We start from the raw sequence: 19,408 nt of genomic DNA on the forward strand, positions 1-19,408 counted from the left end.
GGGAGAGGCTACGGAGACTTGGCAGCTTGCTGCCTAGTCGATGTCGGTGAGGGTCTTTCTTGCCGACTTCCAAGGGCGTCAGAACAGGCGATCGAGATCGCGCATCCCCTCGACCACGGTAACGATAGTCACCACGTCGCGCGCCGCATCATATTCATACAGGATCAGATAGGAGCCGTGGACCAGCCCCCGCGCGCCAGGCCGAAGGTCGTCGCGCGCACGTCCGATTTCCGGGAAGATGCGAAGGCGCTCGATCTTGACGTTGATGGCCCGCAACAGGCGATCGGCGGCATCGTCATTGTCGAGCGCAATGGTGCGCCAAAGTCGTTCAAAATCATCCTCCGCCTGCTGCGAGACGATGATGTCAGCCATTGTCGGATGCAGCGGCCTTTCTGCCCTTCGCGCGCGTGATGATGGCTTCCATGTCGAGCGGGCCAGCCACACCGCTGGCCTTGCCACGATCCCACGCCTCCCGCAGCGCCAGCAATTCCTCCTGGCGGAACGCGCGCCGCTCGCTCCACAACCGCATCGCATCGCGCACGACTTCGCTGGCCGAAGCATATTCGCCAGCCTCGACGGCAGCATGGATTTTCGCAGCCATCTGATCGGGGACCACGACGGTCATGCGTTCATAAGCGCCCATAGGTCGGCCTCTCGTGTCGGTATGATGTATTCATACTATCTCACAACGCGCGGCTGTTCAATCGGGAGGCCAAACATGCCCGCCTCGACGAGGCGGATATAGCGGATATAGATGCATTGCTGGCAAGTGCAGGCACTTGTGTTACAATGTGTGCCACCAGCGAAAAGGAATGCGACATGGCTGCCAGCACGACGATGACGATCCGGGTCACGCCCGATCTCAAGGAAAAGCTCGGCCGCCTTGCCCATAATACCCGCCGCACCAAGTCCTACCTCGCCGCCGAAGCGGTCGAAGCCTATGTGAATCGCGAATTGCAGATCATCGAGGGCATAGAGCGGGGGCTTGCCGACAGGGAGGCGGGCCGGGTGACGCCGCATGACGCAGCGATGGACCGGATCGACGCCGCGATTGCCGCCGCCGCCAAAAATGCTGCATGAGGCATGTGCAATGGTCGGACGACGCGCTTGACGATCTGGAACGGCAAATCGTCCATATCGCCAAAGACAATCCGGCGGCAGCGCGGCGGGTCGCCAAGCGGATACGCGAGACAGGCAACGCCTTGGCCGACTATGCGACCGGCCACCCCGGCCGGGTCGGCGGCACCTACGAAAAATCCGTCCACCGCCTACCCTATATCCTCGCCTACACGCTAAGCCGCGACGATGCGGTGCTGACGATCCTCCACGTCATCCACACGGCGCGCAACTGGCGCCCCGACGATTGGCCCGAATGAGGGGAATTGCCTGATTGTCGTGCAATGGCCGGTAACGGAATGTAGGTTTCAGACCCGGAATGTGTCGATGGTTGCTGTTCACGCGGCCTCGGCTTGCGATCTATCGCGGTTATTTAACGTCGGATGTGGAACTTCCGAACACAGGCAGTCGGCTTTCCATTCGCATGCCGCTTGTCCAGATCGTAACAAAGACATGAATTGAGCCGGGTGTCATTGAAGCGTACCGTCTGAAGGCATCGGGGAGCCGGTAAATCTTCACGCAATTTAAACGCGGCAGTGGTATGCAGTGAAAATGATTACGGAACAGGAACAGCGGCTCTTGCGCTTTGAGGCTACAAGCGACACGTAAAAGGCAATGAGAATCCTGTCATGACCATCTTCACCGTGATCCGGCAACCGGGAACGAACAACGACTTGGCAGGCGCGGTCGCCGAGCACTTTGCGTCGACGAATTATCGCCTAAACGACGAGTCCTGGCTGATCGCAACGACTGGAACCGCGAGACAGGTTTCTGACATTCTTGGCCTCTCGGATGGCAGTCGCGCGTCTGGAGTCGTGATCGAAGTCGCCTCATATTTCGGGTATGCCAATCCGGCGATCTGGACCTGGATCAAGAATAACTGGACGACGCCGCCCAATGGGTAAGCAGTCAGACCATAACGCTTCGCCAACGGAGTTTGCGCAGGCTTCGCCGCGTAACCTGTACGACACCTCCGATATTCGTTTCGTGATGATGGAAGTCGCGAAGCTGACGGATGCCGCAGACCGCCAAGCTGCAGCGAATGCTAAGCTCGGTGAGCGGATCGACGCGCAGGGTGAGAAACTCACAACGTCTCTCGATGCCCATGGCCAAAAATTGACGGCTGCGTTCGAGCGCCTCTCTGAGAAGCTGACGGCCGATCTGAAAGACAGGACATTGGAAATTAAGACAGGCGCTAAGGAGCGCGCTGACGAGATCAAGAAAGACCTCTCCGAAAAGGCGACGGAAATCAAAGGCGAGGTCAAGGATCTTCGTAACTCGGTTGTAGATCTCGAAAAAAACCTATCTTTTTACCGAGGTGCCTTGAGGGTTCTCGGTCTCGGTTTCGCAATTTTCATCGTGCTCGTCGGTGTCGGAGCGAAATTTCTTGTCGATAAACTGGGATAAGTTATACTTCATTATTCGTCGTCGCCCCCATTCGGCCAGCCTTCACTCCATATCGCAACTTACCCACCAGCCTCGGATTGATATGGACTCTGCTCCAAATCGCCTCTCGACACTTCGCGCGTGAGACCATGTACCGGTGCAGTTCGCGCGCTCTTAGCGCCCAGTCTGGATGTTCCTCGTTGAACGCTTCAACCCATTCAACGATTTCATCCGTGCCGTGGTCGGCGCGGATTGCATTATCGAAGTTGAGCATGATCTGCCGGCACCGATCGGTACCGTTGCTTCTACAATACGGTACCATTGGAGGTAACCAGGCGCTTCTGGGTCGTCCGACATAGGGATACAAATGAGGCTCTGGCTAACGGTTGCTCTCGAGAAATTTGAGACAGGCCTCCAACGACCCAATTTGGCGCATAGCTGCCTGTTGGGAATCAAATAAATTTCGCACATCCATTCGCGTCCTGATCGACGTTCCGTTTTTATTCTTAATGCACGAAAAAACGGCCGGACCGGGCGAATGAACGCCCCCCCATGCCGGGTTTTCTTTCACACCTCTCCCAAAATCCCCTTTCCTACTCGCACATCCTCTGATTTATCCTCTCCGATGGACCAGCACCTCACCCCGCCTCCGCCACCCCTGGCCAACCGCGCCCACTGGACGCCCGCCAAGCAGCGGCGCTTCCTCGTTGCCTTGCTCGAAACCGGCACCGTCGCTACCGCCGCGCGCAGTGTCGGCATGTCGCCCACCAGCGCGCATCGCCTGCGTCGGCGGCTGGCGGGGACGATGTTCGACCAGAGCTGGGACTGGGCGCTGGCCCATTATGCGCAGTGCATGGCCGATCCCTTCGCGCCAGACCCGCCGCCGCCTGCTGCGCCGCCAGCCCAACGCTGATGGCGATGCCCGCGCCTGTCGCCTCCCTTTGGTGTGAAGAAAAATTTTCCGTTCGCCCTGAGCCTGTCGAAGGGCCGCTTTTTCTTCGTTCTAAACTTCCGCGCGAAGAAAAGGACAGTCCTTCGACAGGCTCAGGACGAACGGAGTTTTCATATGCGATAGCCCTGTTGTCGCGTCATAGTGACCCAAGCGTGACTTCACCGTGACCCAACACGAACCTCACCGTGTCTTCACAGCGCCCTCACCCTTACTATTGGCCCCATTTTCCCGACGACGGTGTGAACTTCGGCCGATTCTCGACAGGCGCGCCACTGTCGCCGCCGCCGCACCCCTCTTGCGCTCCCCCGCCCCCATGGGCCATGGGGTGGGCGTGACCGCCAGCATCAGCATAGGAACCGACAGCCACGGCAAGCCCGTGCTGGTCGACGTGGAGGAATTGCTCGCCACCCGGCTGCTCGTTCAGGGCAATTCGGGGTCGGGCAAGTCGCATCTGCTGCGCCGCCTGCTGGAGGAAAGCGCGCCGATGGTGCAGCAGGTGGTGATCGACCCGGAGGGGGATTTCGTCACGCTGGCCGACCGCTACGGCCATGTGGTGATTGATGCTGGCGACTATAATGAGCGTGAGATCGTCACCATGGCGACGCGGATTCGCGAACATCGCGCCTCGGTGGTGCTGAGCCTGGAGGCTTTGGAGATCGACGCGCAGATGAAATGCGCCGCCTCCTTCCTCAACGCGCTGTTCGATGCGCCCCGCGACCATTGGTATCCCGCTCTAGTGGTGGTGGATGAGGCGCAGATGTTCGCCCCCGCCGCGGCTGGCGACGTGTCGGATGAGGCGCGGCGAGTGTCGCTGGCGGCGATGACCAATTTGATGTGCCGGGGGCGCAAGCGCGGCCTGGCGGGCGTGATCGCGACTCAGCGGTTGGCAAAGCTCGCCAAGAATGTCGCCGCCGAAGCCTCCAACTTCCTGATGGGGCGCACCTTCCTCGACATCGACATGGCGCGCGCCGCCGACCTGCTGGGCATGGAACGGCGGCAGGCCGAGCAGATCCGCGACCTGGAGCGTGGGCGCTTCCTGGCGCTGGGTCCGGCCATCTGCCGCCGCCCGGTGTCGGTGAAGATCGGCGCGGTCCACACCAGCACGCGCGGCGGCACGCACAAGCTGATGGCCCCGCCGGTGACGAGCGGCGAGGATTTTCAGGAATTGCTGTTCGCCCCCGAACCGCAGGATGCAGCCCCCGTCGCCCCGCCGCGTGCCGATCCGCCGCCTCGCCCCGCCGAGGAGATCATCCGCGCGCTGGCCGATTCGCCCTCGGCCAAGCCCGCCGCACCCGAACTGGACTTCGGCCAGAATGAGCCGGTGGTGATGGCGGTGCTGGAAGAAATCGTCGCTGATCTGGGCGATGCGGCCCCCAGCGTGTCGACTTTGTACCAGGATTTCGGCGTGCGCTGCCGGATGAAGGGGCTGCGCACCCCGCCGCTGGACCTGCCCGCCTTCCGCAAGCGCTTTGCCATGGCGCAGGCGGGGATGATGGACGCGGCCGACCCGCGCTGGGAACCGGCGATGCGCGCCGCTGACACGCTGCCCGAAGACATGCTCGCCCCCTTCCTGCTGATCGCCCGCGCCGCGATGCAGGGGCATCAATGCCCGGACGATGCCGCGCTGGCACGCGCCTATGGCACCAGTTCGCCGGGCCGCGTTCGCCGCCTGATCGACTATATGGAAAAACTGGGCGTCATCGTCGCCCGCACCGATTTTTCGGGCAAACGCTCGATCGGCGTGCCGGGGCTTGGCCTGTCGACGGCGGTGGCGGAGGGCTGAGCGGCGGCTTGCTCCCCTTTCGGGAGCGGCCTATAGCGCGGCCCATGACCGCCGAACCCTTCGCCAGACAGCTTGCCGCTTTGGACGCGCGGGGGCGGTTGCGTCGCCTGATGCCCCGGTCGGGGCGCGATTTTGCCTCCAACGATTATCTCGGCCTCGCTGCCGATCCGATCATCGCCGGGGCGGTGGCGGATGCGATTGCAAGGGGCGTGCCGGTGGGGTCGGGCGGATCGCGGCTGCTGCGCGGCAATGCGCCCGAACATGAAGGGCTGGAGGCCAAGGCAGCGGACTTCTTCCGCACCCAGGCATCGCTGTTCGTCGCCAATGGCTATGTCGGCAATCTTGCCCTGTTCGGCACCCTGCCGCAGCGCGGCGACCTGATCGTCGCGGACGAACTCATCCACGCGAGCGCGCATGACGGCATCCGCATGAGCAAGGCCGCCGCCGTCTTTGCCCGCCATAATGATGTGCAGAGCTTTGCCGACCTGATCACCGCCTTCCGCGCCGAAGGGGGCAAGGGCCGCATCTGGATCGCGGTCGAAACGCTCTATTCGATGGACGGCGACCTCGCCCCGCTCGCCGATCTCGCCAAGCTGGCGGCGAAACATCATGGCATGCTGCTGCTCGACGAAGCCCACGGCACCGGGGTCTTCGGGCCGGGTGGACGCGGGCTTTCGGCCGGGCTGGACGGGCTGCACAATGTCGTCACGCTCCATACCTGCGGCAAGGCGATGGGGGTGGAAGGCGCGCTCATCTGCGGGCCGCGCCTGCATATCGACTATCTCATCAACCGCGCCCGCGCCTTCATCTTCTCCACCGCACCGTCGCCGCTGATGGCGGTCGCGGTCTCCGCCGCGCTCGACCGGATCGAGGAAGCGAGCGACCTGCGCGATCGGTTGAAGACGTTGCGGCAGGATGCCGCCGAAGCCATCTGCGCGCCGCTCGGCCTGCCCACGCCGCGCAGCCAGATCGTGCCGGTCATCCTGGGCACGGACGCGCGCACCATGGCGGCGGCGGCGGCCTTGCAGGACGCGGGTTTCGACGTGCGCGGCATCCGCCCGCCGACCGTGCCGCCGGGCACCAGCCGCCTGCGCATATCGCTGACGCTCAATGTCGGTCGCGCCGACATCGCCGCGCTCGGCCGCGAATTGCAAAGGATCATGCGATGAGCGTCTTTATCGTCACCGGCACTGATACAGGCATCGGCAAGACGGTCTTTGCCGCTGGCCTCGCCGCGGCGCTGGGCGCGCATTATTGGAAGCCGATCCAGGCCGGGGTCGACCCCGATGGCGACAAGGAAGAGGTCGCTCGCCTGTCCGGCCTGCCCGCCGCGCAGATCCTGCCCGAAGCCTATCGGCTGGCGACACCCGCCTCGCCGCATCTCGCCGCGCGGATCGACGGGGTGACGATCGCGTTGGACCGGCTGGCGCTGCCGCAGGTCGATGGACCGCTGGTGGTCGAAGGCGCAGGCGGCGTGCTGGTGCCGATCAGCGAGACATTGCTGATGGCCGACCTGTTCGCCCATTGGGGTCAGCCCGTCATCCTGTGCGCGCGCACCGCGCTCGGCACGATCAACCACAGCCTGCTCAGCGTCGAGGCGCTGCGCGCGCGCGGCGTGCCGATCGCCGGCATCGCCTTCATCGGTGAGGCGCATGTGGAGAATGAGCGGATCATCCCGCTGCTGGCGGGTGTGCCCAGCCTTGGCCGCCTGCCGCTGCTTGATCCGCTGAGCCCGGCCACGCTGGCGCAAGCGTTCGCGGCGCATATACGGCTTTTCGATCCTTTCAACGGCTGATAATATTCGACCAACGACATGGACAGGCTTGTTGGACAGGCGTTCAAGTCCCCGTCATGCCGGGCGCGTTCGATGCGCCCACTTCAAGCAAGGGATGCTTTGATGAAACACCTCCTTATGGGCGCTGCCGCCTCCGCACTGGCGCTGACCGCTGGTATCGCCCACGCGCAACAGCCCGCCACAACCGCTCCGGCTTCGGCCCCGGCCAAGCCCACTTATGGCAGCTATGGCTTCGATGCGGCAGGCATGGACCTGTCGGTGAAGCCGGGCGATGATTTCTACGACCATGCCAATGGCACTTGGGCGAAAAACACGCCGATCCCCGCCGACAAGTCCAACTATGGCGCGTTCAACACGCTCGACGAATTGTCGCGCAGCCGCACCCGCGCGATTCTGGACGCGGCGAAGGATGATCCGGCGAGCAAGATCGGCGCGGCCTATGCCAGCTATCTCGACACCGCTGCGGTCGAAGCCAAGGGGCTGGCCCCGATCAAGCCCTGGATGGCCGAGATCAAGGGCGTGAAGGACAAGGCGGGCTATGCGACACTCGCCGCCAAGGCCGCTCGCGCCGGGATCAGCGGCCCGTTCCGCTTCTATGTCGGGCAGGATGACAAAGACCCCGAAACCTATATCCTCTCGATGAGCCAGGGTGGCCTCGGCCTCCCGGATCGCGACTATTATCTGGATGAAAAGCCGGAAATGGCAAAGATCCGCGCCGCCTATGTCGCGCATCTGGAGACGATGCTGACGCTGGCGGGTGAAACAGACGCCAAGGCGCGCGCCGCCGCCTTGATGGCGTTCGAGACGGAAGTGGCCAAGGTCCACTGGACCCAGATCGACAGCCGCGACGCGGACAAGACCTATAATAAGCTGACGCTGGCCGCCCTGCAAAAGGCCGCGCCAGGCTTCGACTTCGCCGCCTATTTCAAGGCGAATGGCCTGACGCCGACCGACCTGCTCGTCGCCCAACCCTCCGCCATCACCGGCGAGGCGGCGCTGATCGCCAAGACGCCGATCGCCGTGCTGAAGGACGCGCTGTTGCTGCGCAGCCTGCATGCTTATGCCGACAAACTGCCCGACAACATCGCCAATGCCGACTTCGCCTTTTACGGCACCACCCTGTCAGGTACGCCAGAGCGTGAGGCGCGGTGGAAGCGGGGCGTCGATTTCCTCAAGGATTCACTCGGCGAAGAGGTCGGCAAAGTCTATGTCGCGCAATATTTCCCGCCCGAAACCAAGGCGGCGATGGATGTGCTGGTCAAGAATGTGATCGCCGCCATGGGACGTCGCATCGACGGCCTGCCGTGGATGAGCGACACCGCCAAGGCGCGTGCGCACAAGAAGCTGGCGGCCTTCACCCCCAAGATCGGCTATCCCGACAAATGGCGCGACTATGATGGCCTCGCCATCCAGCGCGACGATCTGCTGGGCAATGCGATGCGCGCCAATCAGTTCGATTTCGACTATAATATCGGGAAGCTGGGCAAGCCCATCTATCGTTGGGAATGGGGCATGACGCCGATGGAGATCAACGCCTATGCCAATTTCGGCATGGTCGAGATCGTGTTCCCCGCCGCGATCCTGCAACCGCCCTTCTTTGATCCCAACGCCGACCCGGCGGTCAATTATGGCGGTATCGGCGCGGTGATCGGCCATGAACTGAGCCATCATTTCGACGATCAGGGCGCGAAATATGACGAGACCGGCAAGCTCAACCAATGGTGGACCGACGCCGATGTCGCCAATTTCAAGGCGCTGACCGACAAGCTGGTCACCCAATATGACGCCTATGAGCCGTTCCCCGGCGCGCATGTGAAGGGGGCGTTCACGCTGGGCGAGAATATCGGCGATCTGGGTGGTCTGGCCGTTGCGCTCGATGCCTATCATGCCTCGCTGAGCGGCAAGCCCGCGCCGGTGATCGACGGCATGACCGGCGACCAGCGCTTCTTCTTGGGCTGGGCGCAGGTGTGGCGGCGCAATTATCGCGAGGCCAATCTGCGCCAGCGGCTGGTCACCGATCCGCACGCGCCGTCGCAATATCGCGCTGACATCGTGCGGAATTTCGATAGCTGGTATGAGGCGTTCAAGCCTGCGCCGGGCGGCAAGCTCTATCTGGAGCCTAAGGAGCGCGTCAAAATCTGGTGATGACAAGCGTGCGCCGACCCCGGTTTTCGGAGTCGGCGCAAACTTGTTGCAAGGTCGCAACGGTAGTGGCGGCTGATGGCCCGTTGTCCAAAAAGGACGAACTGTCGGGAACCCGAACATCGTCCGCCTTATGCCACGGCTCGACGGAACGGGCCTTCCCATGCCGATGCGTTGTCCACAGCTTCTGACGGGTCATCAGTTCAAGGAGACGCATTGTGAAGAGCCTCACCCTTTCCCACGCCCTCAAGGCTGGCCTCGCATCGGCCGCTCTTTTCGCGGTTGCCCCGCTCGCGGCGCAGACCACGCAGCCCGCCCCTGCGGCACCCGCTTCCCCGGCAGCGCCCGCCGCCGGAGCCAGCAATTTCAGCGATAGCGATATCCAGCAATTTGCCGCTGCGGCCACCGAAGTGACGAAAATCCAGGCGGATGCGTCGATCCCGGCCGCCGAGAAGCAGCCCAAGATGCTCGCCGCGTTGCAGGCGTCGGGCCTGCCGCCTGAAAAGTTCAACCAGATCGGCCAGGCTGCTGCCACCGACCCCGCGCTTCAGCAGCGCATTCAAGCAGCGGCACCCGCCGCCCCGGCGCAGCCGCAGCCCTGATGAAAGACGGATGGGCCGGTTCTTGATCGGCCCATTTTTCGTCCCACCGCCCGGTGGTTCCCCGACCGGTTAAAAATATCAGGGGGTGACGGCGGCCGCGCTGTCTGTCTATCGTGCCTGCCATGCAGCAACTGGCCCTTTCCATCGCGCTGATCGGCATATTGGGGATCGGCGCGCAGTGGATCGCATGGCGCACCGGCTGGCCCGCCATTGCGCTGATGCTGGCGGCGGGCGTCATCGGCGGCCCCGTTCTCCACATCATCAATCCCGAACATGTGTTCGGCGAGCTGCTCGAACCGATGGTGTCGATCGCGGTCGCGCTGATCCTGTTCGAAGGTGGCCTCAGCCTCAACTTTCGCGAATTGCGCAAGACTGATGGCGCGGTGATCCGCCTAGTCCTGCTCGGCGCGCCGATCGGCTGGGTATTGGGCGCGATCGCCTGCTATTATGTCGCGGGGCTGGTCTGGCCGGTGGCGATCCTGTTCGCCGGGATATTGGTGGTCACGGGTCCGACCGTGGTGCTGCCGTTGCTGCGCCAATCCAACGTTGCGGCGCGGCCGCGCGCCATCCTGAAATGGGAAGCGATCGTCAATGATCCGGTCGGGGCGCTGCTCGGCGTCGTGACCTATGAATATCTGCGCCGGGCAGGCGAGGGCGGGACGCTGGCGTCGGTCATCTTGTCGCTGCTGGGTGCTGCGGTCATCGCAGGCCTGATCGGCTGGCTTGCCGCCCGTGCGATCGGCTGGGCCTTTCCGCGCGGTCATGTGCCCGAATATCTCAAGGCACCGATATTGCTGGTCGCGGTGATCGGTGTCTTTGTCGGATCGAACATGATCCAGCAGGAAACCGGATTGTTGGCGGTTACGGTGATGGGCGTGGCGCTGGCCAATATGCGCTTCGATTCGCTGCGCGACATTCAGCCGTTCAAGGAGAATGTCACCGTCCTGCTTATTTCGGGCGTGTTCGTCATCCTCTCTGCCTCGCTCAACCTGGAGGTGTTGCGCCAGTTCGAATGGCGCTTCATCGGCTTCCTGCTGGCGCTTTTGTTCCTAGTGCGGCCTGCCACCGTTCTGCTCAGCCTTGCCTTCTCCCCCGTCCCCTGGAACGAGCGGCTGCTGGTCGCGTGGATCGCGCCGCGCGGTATCGTCGCGGTGGCCATTTCCGGCCTGTTCGCGCTGCGGCTCGACCGGCTCGGCTATGGTGACGGATCGATCCTGGTCACCTTGTCCTTTGCGGTCGTCATCGCGACGATCCTTTTCCATGGTTTTTCGATCAAGGCGGTCGCGCGGCTGCTCAAGGTGACGGGCGCATCGGAACAGGGGCTATTGATCGTCGGCGCGACGCCTTTCAGTCTGGGGTTGGCCGATCAGTTGCGGCAGATCGACATACCCGTGACGATCGCCGACAATAGCTGGCAACGGCTTGCCCCGGCCCGGCACAAGGGCATCCCCACCTATCACGGCGAAATCTTGTCCGAAGCCACCGAAGAGCGGCTGGATCTGGCCCAGTTTCAGGTGCTGGCTGCTGCGACCGGCAACGAAGCCTATAACGCATTGGTCTGCAACGAATTCGCGCCGGAGATCGGCCGTGACAATGTTTATCAGCTGGGCGACGCCAGCGATGATGACGACCCACGCACCTTGCCGGAGTCCCTGCGCGGCCGGACGCTCTTCACGTCAGGCCATGGTGTGGAAGATATTGTGGAACGCGAGGAGCAAGGCTGGACCTTCCGCAAGACGAAGATCAGCGAACAGTTCGATTATGAGGCAGCCCGCGCCGCCTTGCCGCCGGAGGGTGACATGCTCTTGCTTGTGCGCCGGACCGGGGCGCTGCGTTTCTTCTCCCATGCGTCGCGCCCCACGCCCCAGCCCGGCGACACCATCCTGTCCTATGTGCCGCCCGCCCCGATCCGATCGAAAGGAAAGGAAGAATGACCAAATTGGCCCCAACCGCGCTGCTCCTGTGCGCGAGCTTGGCTGCGTGTCAGCCGCCCGCTGGGCAGGAGGCTGCCAATAACGCGATCGCCGACAATGGCGTGGCGGACAATGGCGCGGACAATATGGTCGAGCCGCAACGCTCCATCCTGCGCCCCGAAGTCGTGCCCACGGTGGAAGAACCCAAGATCGAGCCGGAAGAATTGCTGATCGGCTTCGGTGCGCTGTCGCTCCAGTTGGACGATGGGGCGAAGGCGGCTCTGGACGCGCTGATGACGACCCCGGCGATGCAGGCGGGCGGGACTGTCGCGCTGCGTGGGCATAGCGATTCGCTGGGCACCGATGGCGACAACCGCGTTGCTTCCCGCCGCCGCGCCGAGCGGGTGCGCGATTATCTGGTGGAAAAGGGCGTGGCGGCCGAGCGCATCAGGCTGGTCGCTCTGGGGGAAACCCGGCCGATCGCGCCCAATGCCAAGGAGGATGGTAGCGACGATCCCGAAGGCCGGGCCAAGAATCGCCGGGTCGAGGTGCGCGTCACGCCGCCGCCGGTCGTCATTCCGCCGCCCGTGCCGGTGGATGCGCCGGACGCGGAGAAGCCATAGCCTTGCAGGCGGCTCTCGCCTAAAGACAGGCGATGACCTCTCCTGTCTGGCACCCCTTCACCCAGCATGGCCTGAACGAGCCGATCCCCCAGGTCGTGCGCGCCGAGGGTGCGCTGTTGCATCTGGCCGATGGCAGCACGTTGATCGACGCGATTTCGAGCTGGTGGGTGACGACCCATGGCCATTGCCACCCGCCTATCGCCGCCGCCATTGCGGCGCAGGCGGGGCAACTCGATCAGCTTATCTTCGCGGGCTACACCCATGCGCCCGCCGAGGAAGTAGCGCGTGGCCTGATCGACCTTGCCCCGCACGCGCCCGATCAGCCCAGTCTCGCGCATGTCTTCTATTCCGACAGCGGCTCCACCGCGGTCGAGGTCGCGCTGAAGATGGCGCTTGGTTATTGGCATAACCGCGCGCTGGACGGGCTGGGCGAGGCGCGCAGTCGTATATTAGTGCTGGACCATAGCTATCATGGCGATACGATCGGCACGATGTCGATCGGCGAGCGGGGCGTCTATAATGCCGCCTGGACGCCGTTGCTGTTCGATGTCGGGACGATTCCTTTTCCTGCGCCGGGCCAGGAGCAGGCCTGCCTTGATGCGCTTGATGCCGCTTGCCGCGAAAAGCCCGCCGCCTTCATCGTCGAGCCGCTGATTTTGGGCGCGGGCGGGATGCTGGTTTACCCGCCTGCGATCCTTCGCGAGATGGCCGCGATCTGCCGCCGCCATGATGTGCTGTTCATTGTGGACGAAGTGATGACTGGCTGGGGCCGCACCGGCACGCTGTTTGCCTGCGAACAGGCAGGGGTCGTGCCCGACATCATGGCAGTGGCGAAGGGCATTACCGGTGGCGCGATCCCGCTGGCGGCGACGCTGGCGACCGCGCCGATCTTCGAAGCGCATCGCTCCACCGACCGGGCGCGGCTTTTCTACCATTCGTCCAGCTATACCGCGAACGCCATCGCCTGCGCAGCGGCGGCCGCCAATCTCGCCATCTGGCGTGAAGAGGATGTGCTGGGCCGGATCGCGAGGCTGAGCGATGGCATCGCGACGCGTCTCGCAGACTTGGCGCAGCATTCCGCCTTCGCCAATCCGCGGCAACTGGGGACAATCGCGGCGATCGATCTGATCGCGCCGGATGCGGGCTATCTGTCGGACCTTGCGCCCCGGCTCCGGGCCTTCTTCCTGGAGTGGGGCATATTGCTGCGGCCCTTGGGCAACAGCATCTATCTCATGCCGCCCTATTGCCTGGATGAAATACAGCTCGATCACATTTTCGCAGCGCTCATCGCGGCAGGGGATCGGTTCGGCGTGAAAGCGTGACTTCCATTTTGCGCAGTTTGGCGCTATGGCGGCGCGATTTTGCGAATTTGGGATATTATGGCGAAAGAAGAACTGCTTGAAATGCGCGGACAGGTTGTGGAGCTTCTCCCCAACGCCATGTTCCGTGTCCGGCTTGAAAATGACCACGAAATTCTCGGCCACACCGCCGGCAAGATGCGCAAGAATCGCATCCGCGTGCTGGTGGGTGACGAAGTTCTTGTCGAGCTGACCCCTTACGACCTGACCAAGGGTCGGATCACGTACCGTTTCAAATAAGTCGTATCTGATGCGACTCATATTGGCTTCGGCATCCCCCCGGCGGCTCGCGCTGCTGGGGCAAATCGGCGTTGTCCCGGATGCGGTCGATCCCGCCGACTTGGACGAAACGCCCCGCAAAGCCGAACTGCCCGCGCTCTATGCCGCGCGGATCGCTGCTGAAAAGGCGGTGGTGGTGGCGGCACGCCATGACGGCGCGCTGGTTCTGTCGGGCGATACGGTGGTGGCTGCTGGACGGCGCATCTTGCCCAAGGCGGAAAGCGAGGCGGAGGCGCGCGCTTGCCTGACGCTGCTGTCGGGCCGTCGCCATCGCGTGCTGAGCGCCATCACGCTGATCGACGGCGCGGGCGTCGCACGGCATCGGCTGTCGACCAATATCGTGACGTTCAAGCGGCTGGAGGCGGCGGAGATCGACCGCTATATTGCCAGCGACGAATGGCGCGGCAAGGCGGGTGGCTATGCCATCCAAGGCAAAGCCGCCGGGCTGATCCGCGCGATTCAGGGCAGCCATAGCGCGATCATGGGCCTGCCGCTCTACGAAACCCGCACGCTGCTCAAGGCAGCGGGCCATCCCCTCGATTAGGAACCGACATGGCCGAGTGGCTTTATGAAGAAGGCATTGGCGAGGCCCGTGCCGCGCTGATCGAAAAGGGTAAGCTGGTCGAGGCGCTGATCGAGCGCGAAGGCGATGCCGCACGCGCGGGCGCGGTGATGCAGGGCAAGCTCATCACCACGGTCATTCCCAAAAAGCGCGGCATCGTCCGCCTGATCAGTGGCGAGGAAGTGCTGATCGAACCGATTCCGCCCCGGCTGGCGGAGGGCGCGAACCTGCTGGTCGAAATCCTGCGCGAAGCAATCCCTGAAGAAGGCCGCCCCAAGCGCGCCAAGGGCCGCAGCACCCAGCCGGGCATGAAAGCACAAGCCGGTCCCAGCCTGCTCCAGCGTATCCGGGCCACCGGCGTCCCCGTCGTCCCATGCCCCGCGCATGAGGAAGACCGGCTGGAAGCCCATGGCTGGAGCGAGTTGATGGAAGAAGCGATCAGCGGCGAAGTCGGCACAGAGGCCGCGGCGCTGCGCCTTTATCTGACGCCCGCCATGCTGCTGATCGACATTGACGGGTCGCTGCCGCCGGCGCAACTGGGGCCGAAGGGCGCGAAGCTGGCGGCGCAGACGGTGCGGCGCATGGGCCTGAGCGGATCGATCGGCATCGACCTGCCGACGATGAACAACAAGGACGAGCGGATCATCGCCGCCGCCCAGATCGACAAATATTTGCCGCTCCCCTTCGAGCGCACGGCGGTCAACGGCTTCGGCTTCGTCCAGATCATCCGCCGCCGCGAGCGCGCGAACCTGATGGAGTTATTGCGCGAAGATCCGGTGGCGACCGCTGCGCTCGCCTTGTTGCGGCGCGCCGAACGGCATGGCCAGGGCGGTCCCGCGACGCTGGTCGCCGCGCCCGCCATCATCGACTATCTGCACAAGCGGCCCAACTGGATCGAACAGCTTGCCAAGCGTCGCGGCGGCGCGATCAGCATGCAGGCCGATGCCACCCTCGCGATCGCGGGTGGCCATGTCGCCTAAAGCCGCCGCCTGTCCAGTCTGCAACAAGTCCGCCAGCGCGGAAACGCGGCCGTTCTGCAGCGCGGCCTGCCGCGACCGCGATCTGCTGCAATGGCTGGGCGAAGGCTATCGCGTCGCCGGGCCACCCGCCGAGGATGACACGCAAAAAATCGGCGATTATGGGCTAGACAGCGAACAGGATTGACGCCTATAGGCACGCCTCCATCGGGCGGAACACTCCGCAGTTGGCTGTGCCTGGATAGCTCAGTTGGTAGAGCAAGCGATTGAAAATCGCTGTGTCGGCGGTTCGAATCCGTCTCCGGGCACCATTTCCCTTGTTTTTCCTGTCCATAGCCGTCCGAAATCCATGGTATATTTTGGACGGTTTGTGGTATCTCGTCCGCCGTCGTCCATGTGCCTGCCTTGCCACCCGGATGCACCAACGGTATTTTTCTTGGTATTAAAACCAGGAAAATCGACGTCATGCTCACCGATGCCGCCATCCGTAAAATTGGGCTTCAGGACAAATCGTTTAAAGTCGGCGACATGCACGGGCTCTATCTGCTCGTGAACCCTAACGGCGCTCGCTACTGGCGCTGGAATTTCTCGCATGGCGGAAAGCAGCAGACGCTATCGCTCGGCGTCTATCCGGAAGTCTCACTCAAGGAGGCCCGGGAGAAGCGCCTGGAAGCAAGCAAGCTGCTTGAGCGCGGCACGAACCCATCCACCTACAAAAAGCTAGCCCGCGCCCTCGCGCTGAATGGCGGGACGAGTTTTGGCGAGGTAGCGCAGGAGTGGCTTGCCAAGTTGGAAGCCGAAGGGCGTTCGAAAGCCACGATGGAAAAGATGCGATGGTTGCTGCGCTATGCAGAGCCGATCATTGGCGAGCGGCCGATCGGTGAACTGACCGCGCCGGAAGTGCTTGCTGTCCTGCGAGTTGTAGAGGTGAAGGGGCGCTACGAATCGGCGAGGCGGCTGAGGACCACCTGCGGCAGCATCATGCGTTATGCGATCGCCACTGGACGCGCACAGCGTGACGTCACAGCTGATCTCCAAGGCGCGCTTATCACGCCCAAGGTCACGCATCGCGCTGCCATCACCGATCCCGGCGGGGTCGGAGAGCTGTTACGCGCCCTGTGGGGCTATGAGGGCCAACCTGCGGTCGAGATTGCGCTCAAGGTGGGCATTCACACCTTTGTCCGGCCCGGCGAGCTGCGCCATGCCGAGTGGAGCGAGTTCGACCCGGATCTGGCCATCTGGACGATCCCGGCGGAGAAGATGAAAATGGGGCGTGAGCATCGCGTGCCGCTCTCCACGCAGATCATGGACCTGCTGGAGGCGCTCTACCCGATCACCGGTCACGCTAAATATCTGTTTCCAAGCATTCGCGATCCGAGGCGGCCGATGTCGGAGAACACCGTAAACGCTGCCCTTCGGAGGCTGGGTTATGACAAGACCCAGATGACCGGGCACGGCTTCCGCGCGACGGCGAGCACGCTGCTTAATGAGAGCCGCAAATGGCATCCTGACGCGATCGAACGGCAATTAGCGCATGTGGAGAGCAACGATGTCCGGCGCGCCTATCTGCGCGGCGAGCATTGGAACGAGCGGGTCAAGATGATGCAATACTGGAGCGACTATCTCGATCAGCTTCGGGCGGCCGAGAAAATTATTAAGGCCAGGTTCGGGCGGCGCTGACGAGGGTTCACCGTTGGTTCCAAAGTCGTGGGCCTATGTGAAAAATCGCATAATCTACTTTTATGTGATCTGGAACATAAGACGGTTTTATGCTGAAAAAAGCATATTGTAGATTTATGCGATATGAGGCATAAGAGTTAGCAGGGAGACTGGCTCATGGCTCATATCGCACGATCGTCCAGGCAGCTCGGCGCCGCCATCCAGCGCGCGCGCAAGCAGAAGGGCATGAGCCAGACAGAACTGGCTGGCCTGGCGGGCCTGCGACAGGAATTGGTCTCGAAAATCGAGACCGGACAGGAGGGCACCCGATTGTCCTCGATCTATGCGCTGTTCGCCGCCCTCGATCTGGAAATGGTCATCGATCAGCGGTCCGGCAAATCGGCGCCTGATATTGAGGATATCTTCTGATGGGCCGGCGCAGAACGCACCCGCCGCTCAACATATTCATCAACAACCGTCTGGCTGGACGTCTCCTCAAGCAATCCAGCGGCGCCATCGAATTCCGCTACGATCAAAGCTGGCTCGGCTGGGAGCATGGATTTCCAATCTCCCTTTCGTTGCCCCTGCGCGAATCGCCGTACACCGGCGAAGCTGTGCTCGCCGTCTTCGATAATCTGCTGCCGGATAATGCGGCCGTGCGTCGCCGTGTCGCCGAGCGGACCGGCGCCCAGGGCAGCGACGCCTATAGTCTGCTGGAGCGTATCGGGCGGGATTGCGTGGGCGCCATGCAATTCCTGCCGGATGATGTCGCCTCCGATGGCATTCAGCCGGTGGATGGAGAGCCCATCAGCGACACCGAGATCGAGCAGATGCTGGCCAATCTCACGCAGGCGCCACTAGGCATCGACATGGAGCATGAGTTCCGGATTTCGGTTGCCGGAGCACAGGAAAAGACAGCCCTGCTTTTCCATGATGGCCAGTGGCTAAGACCGCTCGGAACAACCCCCACAACCCACATCCTCAAGCCGCAACTCGGTAAAATTCCCACGGCGTTCGGGATGGTCGACATGACCGACAGCGTCGAGAATGAACATTATTGCCTCAAGCTGCTGGAAGGCTTTGGCTTGCCCGTCGCCAAGACCGAGATCGCCACATTCGGCGCGCGCATGGTGCTGGCGGTCGAGCGCTTCGATCGTCGCTGGAGGAGTCCGACCGAACTGATCCGACTGCCCCAGGAAGACCTCTGCCAGGCCTTGGGCATCCCTTCTGTCCAGAAATATCAGAGCCATGGCGGGCCTGGCGCCGTTGCAATCCTCAAGCTGCTCGGAAGCAGCGATAATCCCCTTGAGGATCAGGCCGCCTTCCTGAAAAGCCAGATTATATTCTGGCTCATCGGGGCAACGGACGGTCACGCCAAGAATTTCAGCATCTTCTTGCGCCCTGGCGGACGCTTCGGGCTCACGCCATTCTACGACGTTCTCACGGCTCAGCCTGCGTTCGATGCGCGGCAGATCCAGAACAACAACTATAAGCTCGCGATGTCTGCGGGCAACAGCCGCAAATATCAGATTCTGAACATTGTCGGACGACATTTCGTGGAAACCGCGAAGGAGGCGGGGCTCGGTCCTACTCTCATCGGCAAGGTGTTCCGTGAGGTCATCCATATGGCAGAAAGAGCCCCTGAGCAGGCAATGTCCATGATGCCCGATGGGCTTGCCACAGCCACACATGCAAGCATCATGAATGGCATGGAGGCCAGGCTGAGGGCATTGGAGCTTGGGCTCGCCGAAATCTGAGCCACATCTGAAGGGCAACCGCTTGCTGACGGAGCCATCAAGATGACTGCCCTGGGTGTATCGCAAGTCGGCATCAATTTACCGGGAAGGCCCTGAGCGGCGACCACTGACACATAGTCAATTGCCATTTGGCAGCTTATTGTTTAATTTTGCCATATGGCCATCCTGCAACCTATTGAGACAGCTCCGGCTCCGTTCCGGCAGGAACGTGTCACGCAAGAAGAAGTTAGGCCGATGTTTCGCGCGGCTCTCAATCTGTTTGCCAGATGGGGTATCACCGATGAGTAGGCTGCCGTTCTTACCGATATGCCAGTGCGCAGCTTGGCGCATGTCGAAAGCAACGATGTCCGGCGCGCCTATCTGCGCGGAGAGCATTGGAATGAGCGGGTGAAGATGATGCAATATTGGAGCGATTATCTCGACCAGCTCCGAGCGGCTGAAAAGGTTATCAAAGCGAAATTTGGGCGGCGGTGACGAAGCAAGAGTGAATGGGAATGCCGATTG

General features: G+C 62.6%; 22 protein-coding genes, 1 tRNA gene and 1 pseudogene. 22 read left to right on the plus strand and 2 right to left on the minus strand.

Annotation, left to right across the window (positions count from 1 at the left end; translation table 11 throughout):
- Window positions 1-78 precede the first annotated feature (78 nt).
- The gene (locus tag SxD43FB_RS05645; RefSeq protein ID WP_096061333.1) at window positions 79-372 is read right to left on the minus strand and encodes a type II toxin-antitoxin system RelE/ParE family toxin; all 294 of its coding nucleotides are present in this window, start codon (window positions 370-372) and stop codon (window positions 79-81) included.
- Window positions 365-643, minus strand: coding sequence for a type II toxin-antitoxin system ParD family antitoxin (locus SxD43FB_RS05650; RefSeq protein WP_096061334.1), 279 nt, complete (start codon window positions 641-643; stop codon window positions 365-367). Before SxD43FB_RS05650 ends, SxD43FB_RS05645 begins: the two co-directional genes overlap by 8 nt.
- 176 nt (window positions 644-819) lie before the next feature.
- Between SxD43FB_RS05650 and SxD43FB_RS05655 the strand changes: the two genes are divergently transcribed.
- From SxD43FB_RS05655 to SxD43FB_RS25815, 22 genes and pseudogenes are all read left to right on the plus strand, one after another.
- Window positions 820-1,080 carry a CopG family ribbon-helix-helix protein gene (locus SxD43FB_RS05655; RefSeq protein WP_096061386.1) on the plus strand — a complete coding sequence of 87 codons (261 nt, stop codon included), beginning with the start codon at window positions 820-822 and terminating at the stop codon, window positions 1,078-1,080.
- Window positions 1,077-1,376, plus strand: a complete 300-nt coding sequence (locus SxD43FB_RS05660) for a type II toxin-antitoxin system RelE/ParE family toxin (RefSeq protein WP_096061335.1) — start codon at window positions 1,077-1,079, stop codon at window positions 1,374-1,376. Before SxD43FB_RS05655 ends, SxD43FB_RS05660 begins: the two co-directional genes overlap by 4 nt.
- Before the next feature lie 369 nt (window positions 1,377-1,745).
- On the plus strand, window positions 1,746-2,021 hold the full coding sequence (locus SxD43FB_RS05665; RefSeq protein ID WP_096061336.1) for a hypothetical protein: 276 nt from the start codon (window positions 1,746-1,748) through the stop codon (window positions 2,019-2,021).
- On the plus strand, window positions 2,014-2,523 hold the full coding sequence (locus SxD43FB_RS05670; protein ID WP_096061337.1) for a YtxH domain-containing protein: 510 nt from the start codon (window positions 2,014-2,016) through the stop codon (window positions 2,521-2,523). The genes SxD43FB_RS05665 and SxD43FB_RS05670 overlap by 8 nt, the downstream gene beginning before the upstream one ends.
- Window positions 2,524-3,127: 604 nt before the next feature.
- Window positions 3,128-3,415, plus strand: coding sequence for a LysR family transcriptional regulator (locus SxD43FB_RS05680; protein ID WP_096061339.1), 288 nt, complete (start codon window positions 3,128-3,130; stop codon window positions 3,413-3,415).
- 370 nt (window positions 3,416-3,785) lie between these two features.
- Window positions 3,786-5,237, plus strand: coding sequence for an ATP-binding protein (locus SxD43FB_RS05685; protein WP_096061387.1), 1,452 nt, complete (start codon window positions 3,786-3,788; stop codon window positions 5,235-5,237).
- Between the two features lie 44 nt (window positions 5,238-5,281).
- Window positions 5,282-6,406, plus strand: coding sequence for an 8-amino-7-oxononanoate synthase (locus tag SxD43FB_RS05690; RefSeq protein ID WP_096061340.1), 1,125 nt, complete (start codon window positions 5,282-5,284; stop codon window positions 6,404-6,406).
- Window positions 6,403-7,032 carry a dethiobiotin synthase gene (gene bioD, locus SxD43FB_RS05695; protein WP_096061341.1) on the plus strand — a complete coding sequence of 210 codons (630 nt, stop codon included), beginning with the start codon at window positions 6,403-6,405 and terminating at the stop codon, window positions 7,030-7,032. The genes SxD43FB_RS05690 and bioD overlap by 4 nt, the downstream gene beginning before the upstream one ends.
- Window positions 7,033-7,134: 102 nt before the next feature.
- Window positions 7,135-9,177 (plus strand): M13-type metalloendopeptidase, encoded by a 2,043-nt coding sequence (locus SxD43FB_RS05700; RefSeq protein WP_096061342.1) that lies wholly within the window; start codon window positions 7,135-7,137, stop codon window positions 9,175-9,177.
- A 215-nt stretch (window positions 9,178-9,392) separates the two neighbouring features.
- On the plus strand, window positions 9,393-9,776 hold the full coding sequence (locus SxD43FB_RS05705; RefSeq protein WP_069065841.1) for a DUF4168 domain-containing protein: 384 nt from the start codon (window positions 9,393-9,395) through the stop codon (window positions 9,774-9,776).
- Window positions 9,777-9,898: 122 nt separating this feature from the next.
- Window positions 9,899-11,710 (plus strand): sodium:proton antiporter, encoded by a 1,812-nt coding sequence (locus SxD43FB_RS05710; RefSeq protein ID WP_096061343.1) that lies wholly within the window; start codon window positions 9,899-9,901, stop codon window positions 11,708-11,710.
- The gene (locus SxD43FB_RS05715) at window positions 11,707-12,312 is read left to right on the plus strand and encodes an OmpA family protein (protein ID WP_096061344.1); all 606 of its coding nucleotides are present in this window, start codon (window positions 11,707-11,709) and stop codon (window positions 12,310-12,312) included. Before SxD43FB_RS05710 ends, SxD43FB_RS05715 begins: the two co-directional genes overlap by 4 nt.
- 32 nt (window positions 12,313-12,344) lie before the next feature.
- Window positions 12,345-13,634 (plus strand): adenosylmethionine--8-amino-7-oxononanoate transaminase, encoded by a 1,290-nt coding sequence (locus SxD43FB_RS05720; protein ID WP_096061345.1) that lies wholly within the window; start codon window positions 12,345-12,347, stop codon window positions 13,632-13,634.
- A 57-nt stretch (window positions 13,635-13,691) separates the two neighbouring features.
- On the plus strand, window positions 13,692-13,910 hold the full coding sequence (gene infA / locus SxD43FB_RS05725) for a translation initiation factor IF-1 (RefSeq protein WP_003049127.1): 219 nt from the start codon (window positions 13,692-13,694) through the stop codon (window positions 13,908-13,910).
- Between the two features lie 10 nt (window positions 13,911-13,920).
- Window positions 13,921-14,493 (plus strand): nucleoside triphosphate pyrophosphatase, encoded by a 573-nt coding sequence (locus SxD43FB_RS05730; RefSeq protein WP_096061346.1) that lies wholly within the window; start codon window positions 13,921-13,923, stop codon window positions 14,491-14,493.
- An 8-nt stretch (window positions 14,494-14,501) separates the two neighbouring features.
- Window positions 14,502-15,491, plus strand: a complete 990-nt coding sequence (locus tag SxD43FB_RS05735) for a ribonuclease (protein ID WP_096061347.1) — start codon at window positions 14,502-14,504, stop codon at window positions 15,489-15,491.
- Window positions 15,481-15,675, plus strand: coding sequence for a DNA gyrase inhibitor YacG (yacG, locus tag SxD43FB_RS05740; protein WP_096061348.1), 195 nt, complete (start codon window positions 15,481-15,483; stop codon window positions 15,673-15,675). The genes SxD43FB_RS05735 and yacG overlap by 11 nt, the downstream gene beginning before the upstream one ends.
- 48 nt (window positions 15,676-15,723) lie before the next feature.
- A tRNA-Phe gene (locus SxD43FB_RS05745) sits at window positions 15,724-15,799 on the plus strand.
- A gap of 154 nt (window positions 15,800-15,953) precedes the next feature.
- Complete coding sequence (locus SxD43FB_RS05750; protein WP_096061349.1) at window positions 15,954-17,168, plus strand: integrase arm-type DNA-binding domain-containing protein; 1,215 nt, start codon at window positions 15,954-15,956, stop codon at window positions 17,166-17,168.
- Between the two features lie 156 nt (window positions 17,169-17,324).
- A complete protein-coding gene (locus SxD43FB_RS05755) occupies window positions 17,325-17,576 on the plus strand; it encodes a helix-turn-helix domain-containing protein (protein WP_043152171.1) in 252 nt (83 codons plus the stop codon).
- Window positions 17,576-18,904 carry a type II toxin-antitoxin system HipA family toxin gene (locus tag SxD43FB_RS05760; protein WP_096061350.1) on the plus strand — a complete coding sequence of 443 codons (1,329 nt, stop codon included), beginning with the start codon at window positions 17,576-17,578 and terminating at the stop codon, window positions 18,902-18,904. The genes SxD43FB_RS05755 and SxD43FB_RS05760 overlap by 1 nt, the downstream gene beginning before the upstream one ends.
- 315 nt (window positions 18,905-19,219) lie before the next feature.
- Window positions 19,220-19,378: pseudogene (locus SxD43FB_RS25815) on the plus strand (integrase); the annotation flags it as partial.
- Between the last annotated feature and the right edge of the window lie 30 nt (window positions 19,379-19,408).

Origin of the sequence: Sphingobium sp. D43FB (assembly GCF_002312805.1) — a bacterium.
Lineage (GTDB): Bacteria > Pseudomonadota > Alphaproteobacteria > Sphingomonadales > Sphingomonadaceae > Sphingobium.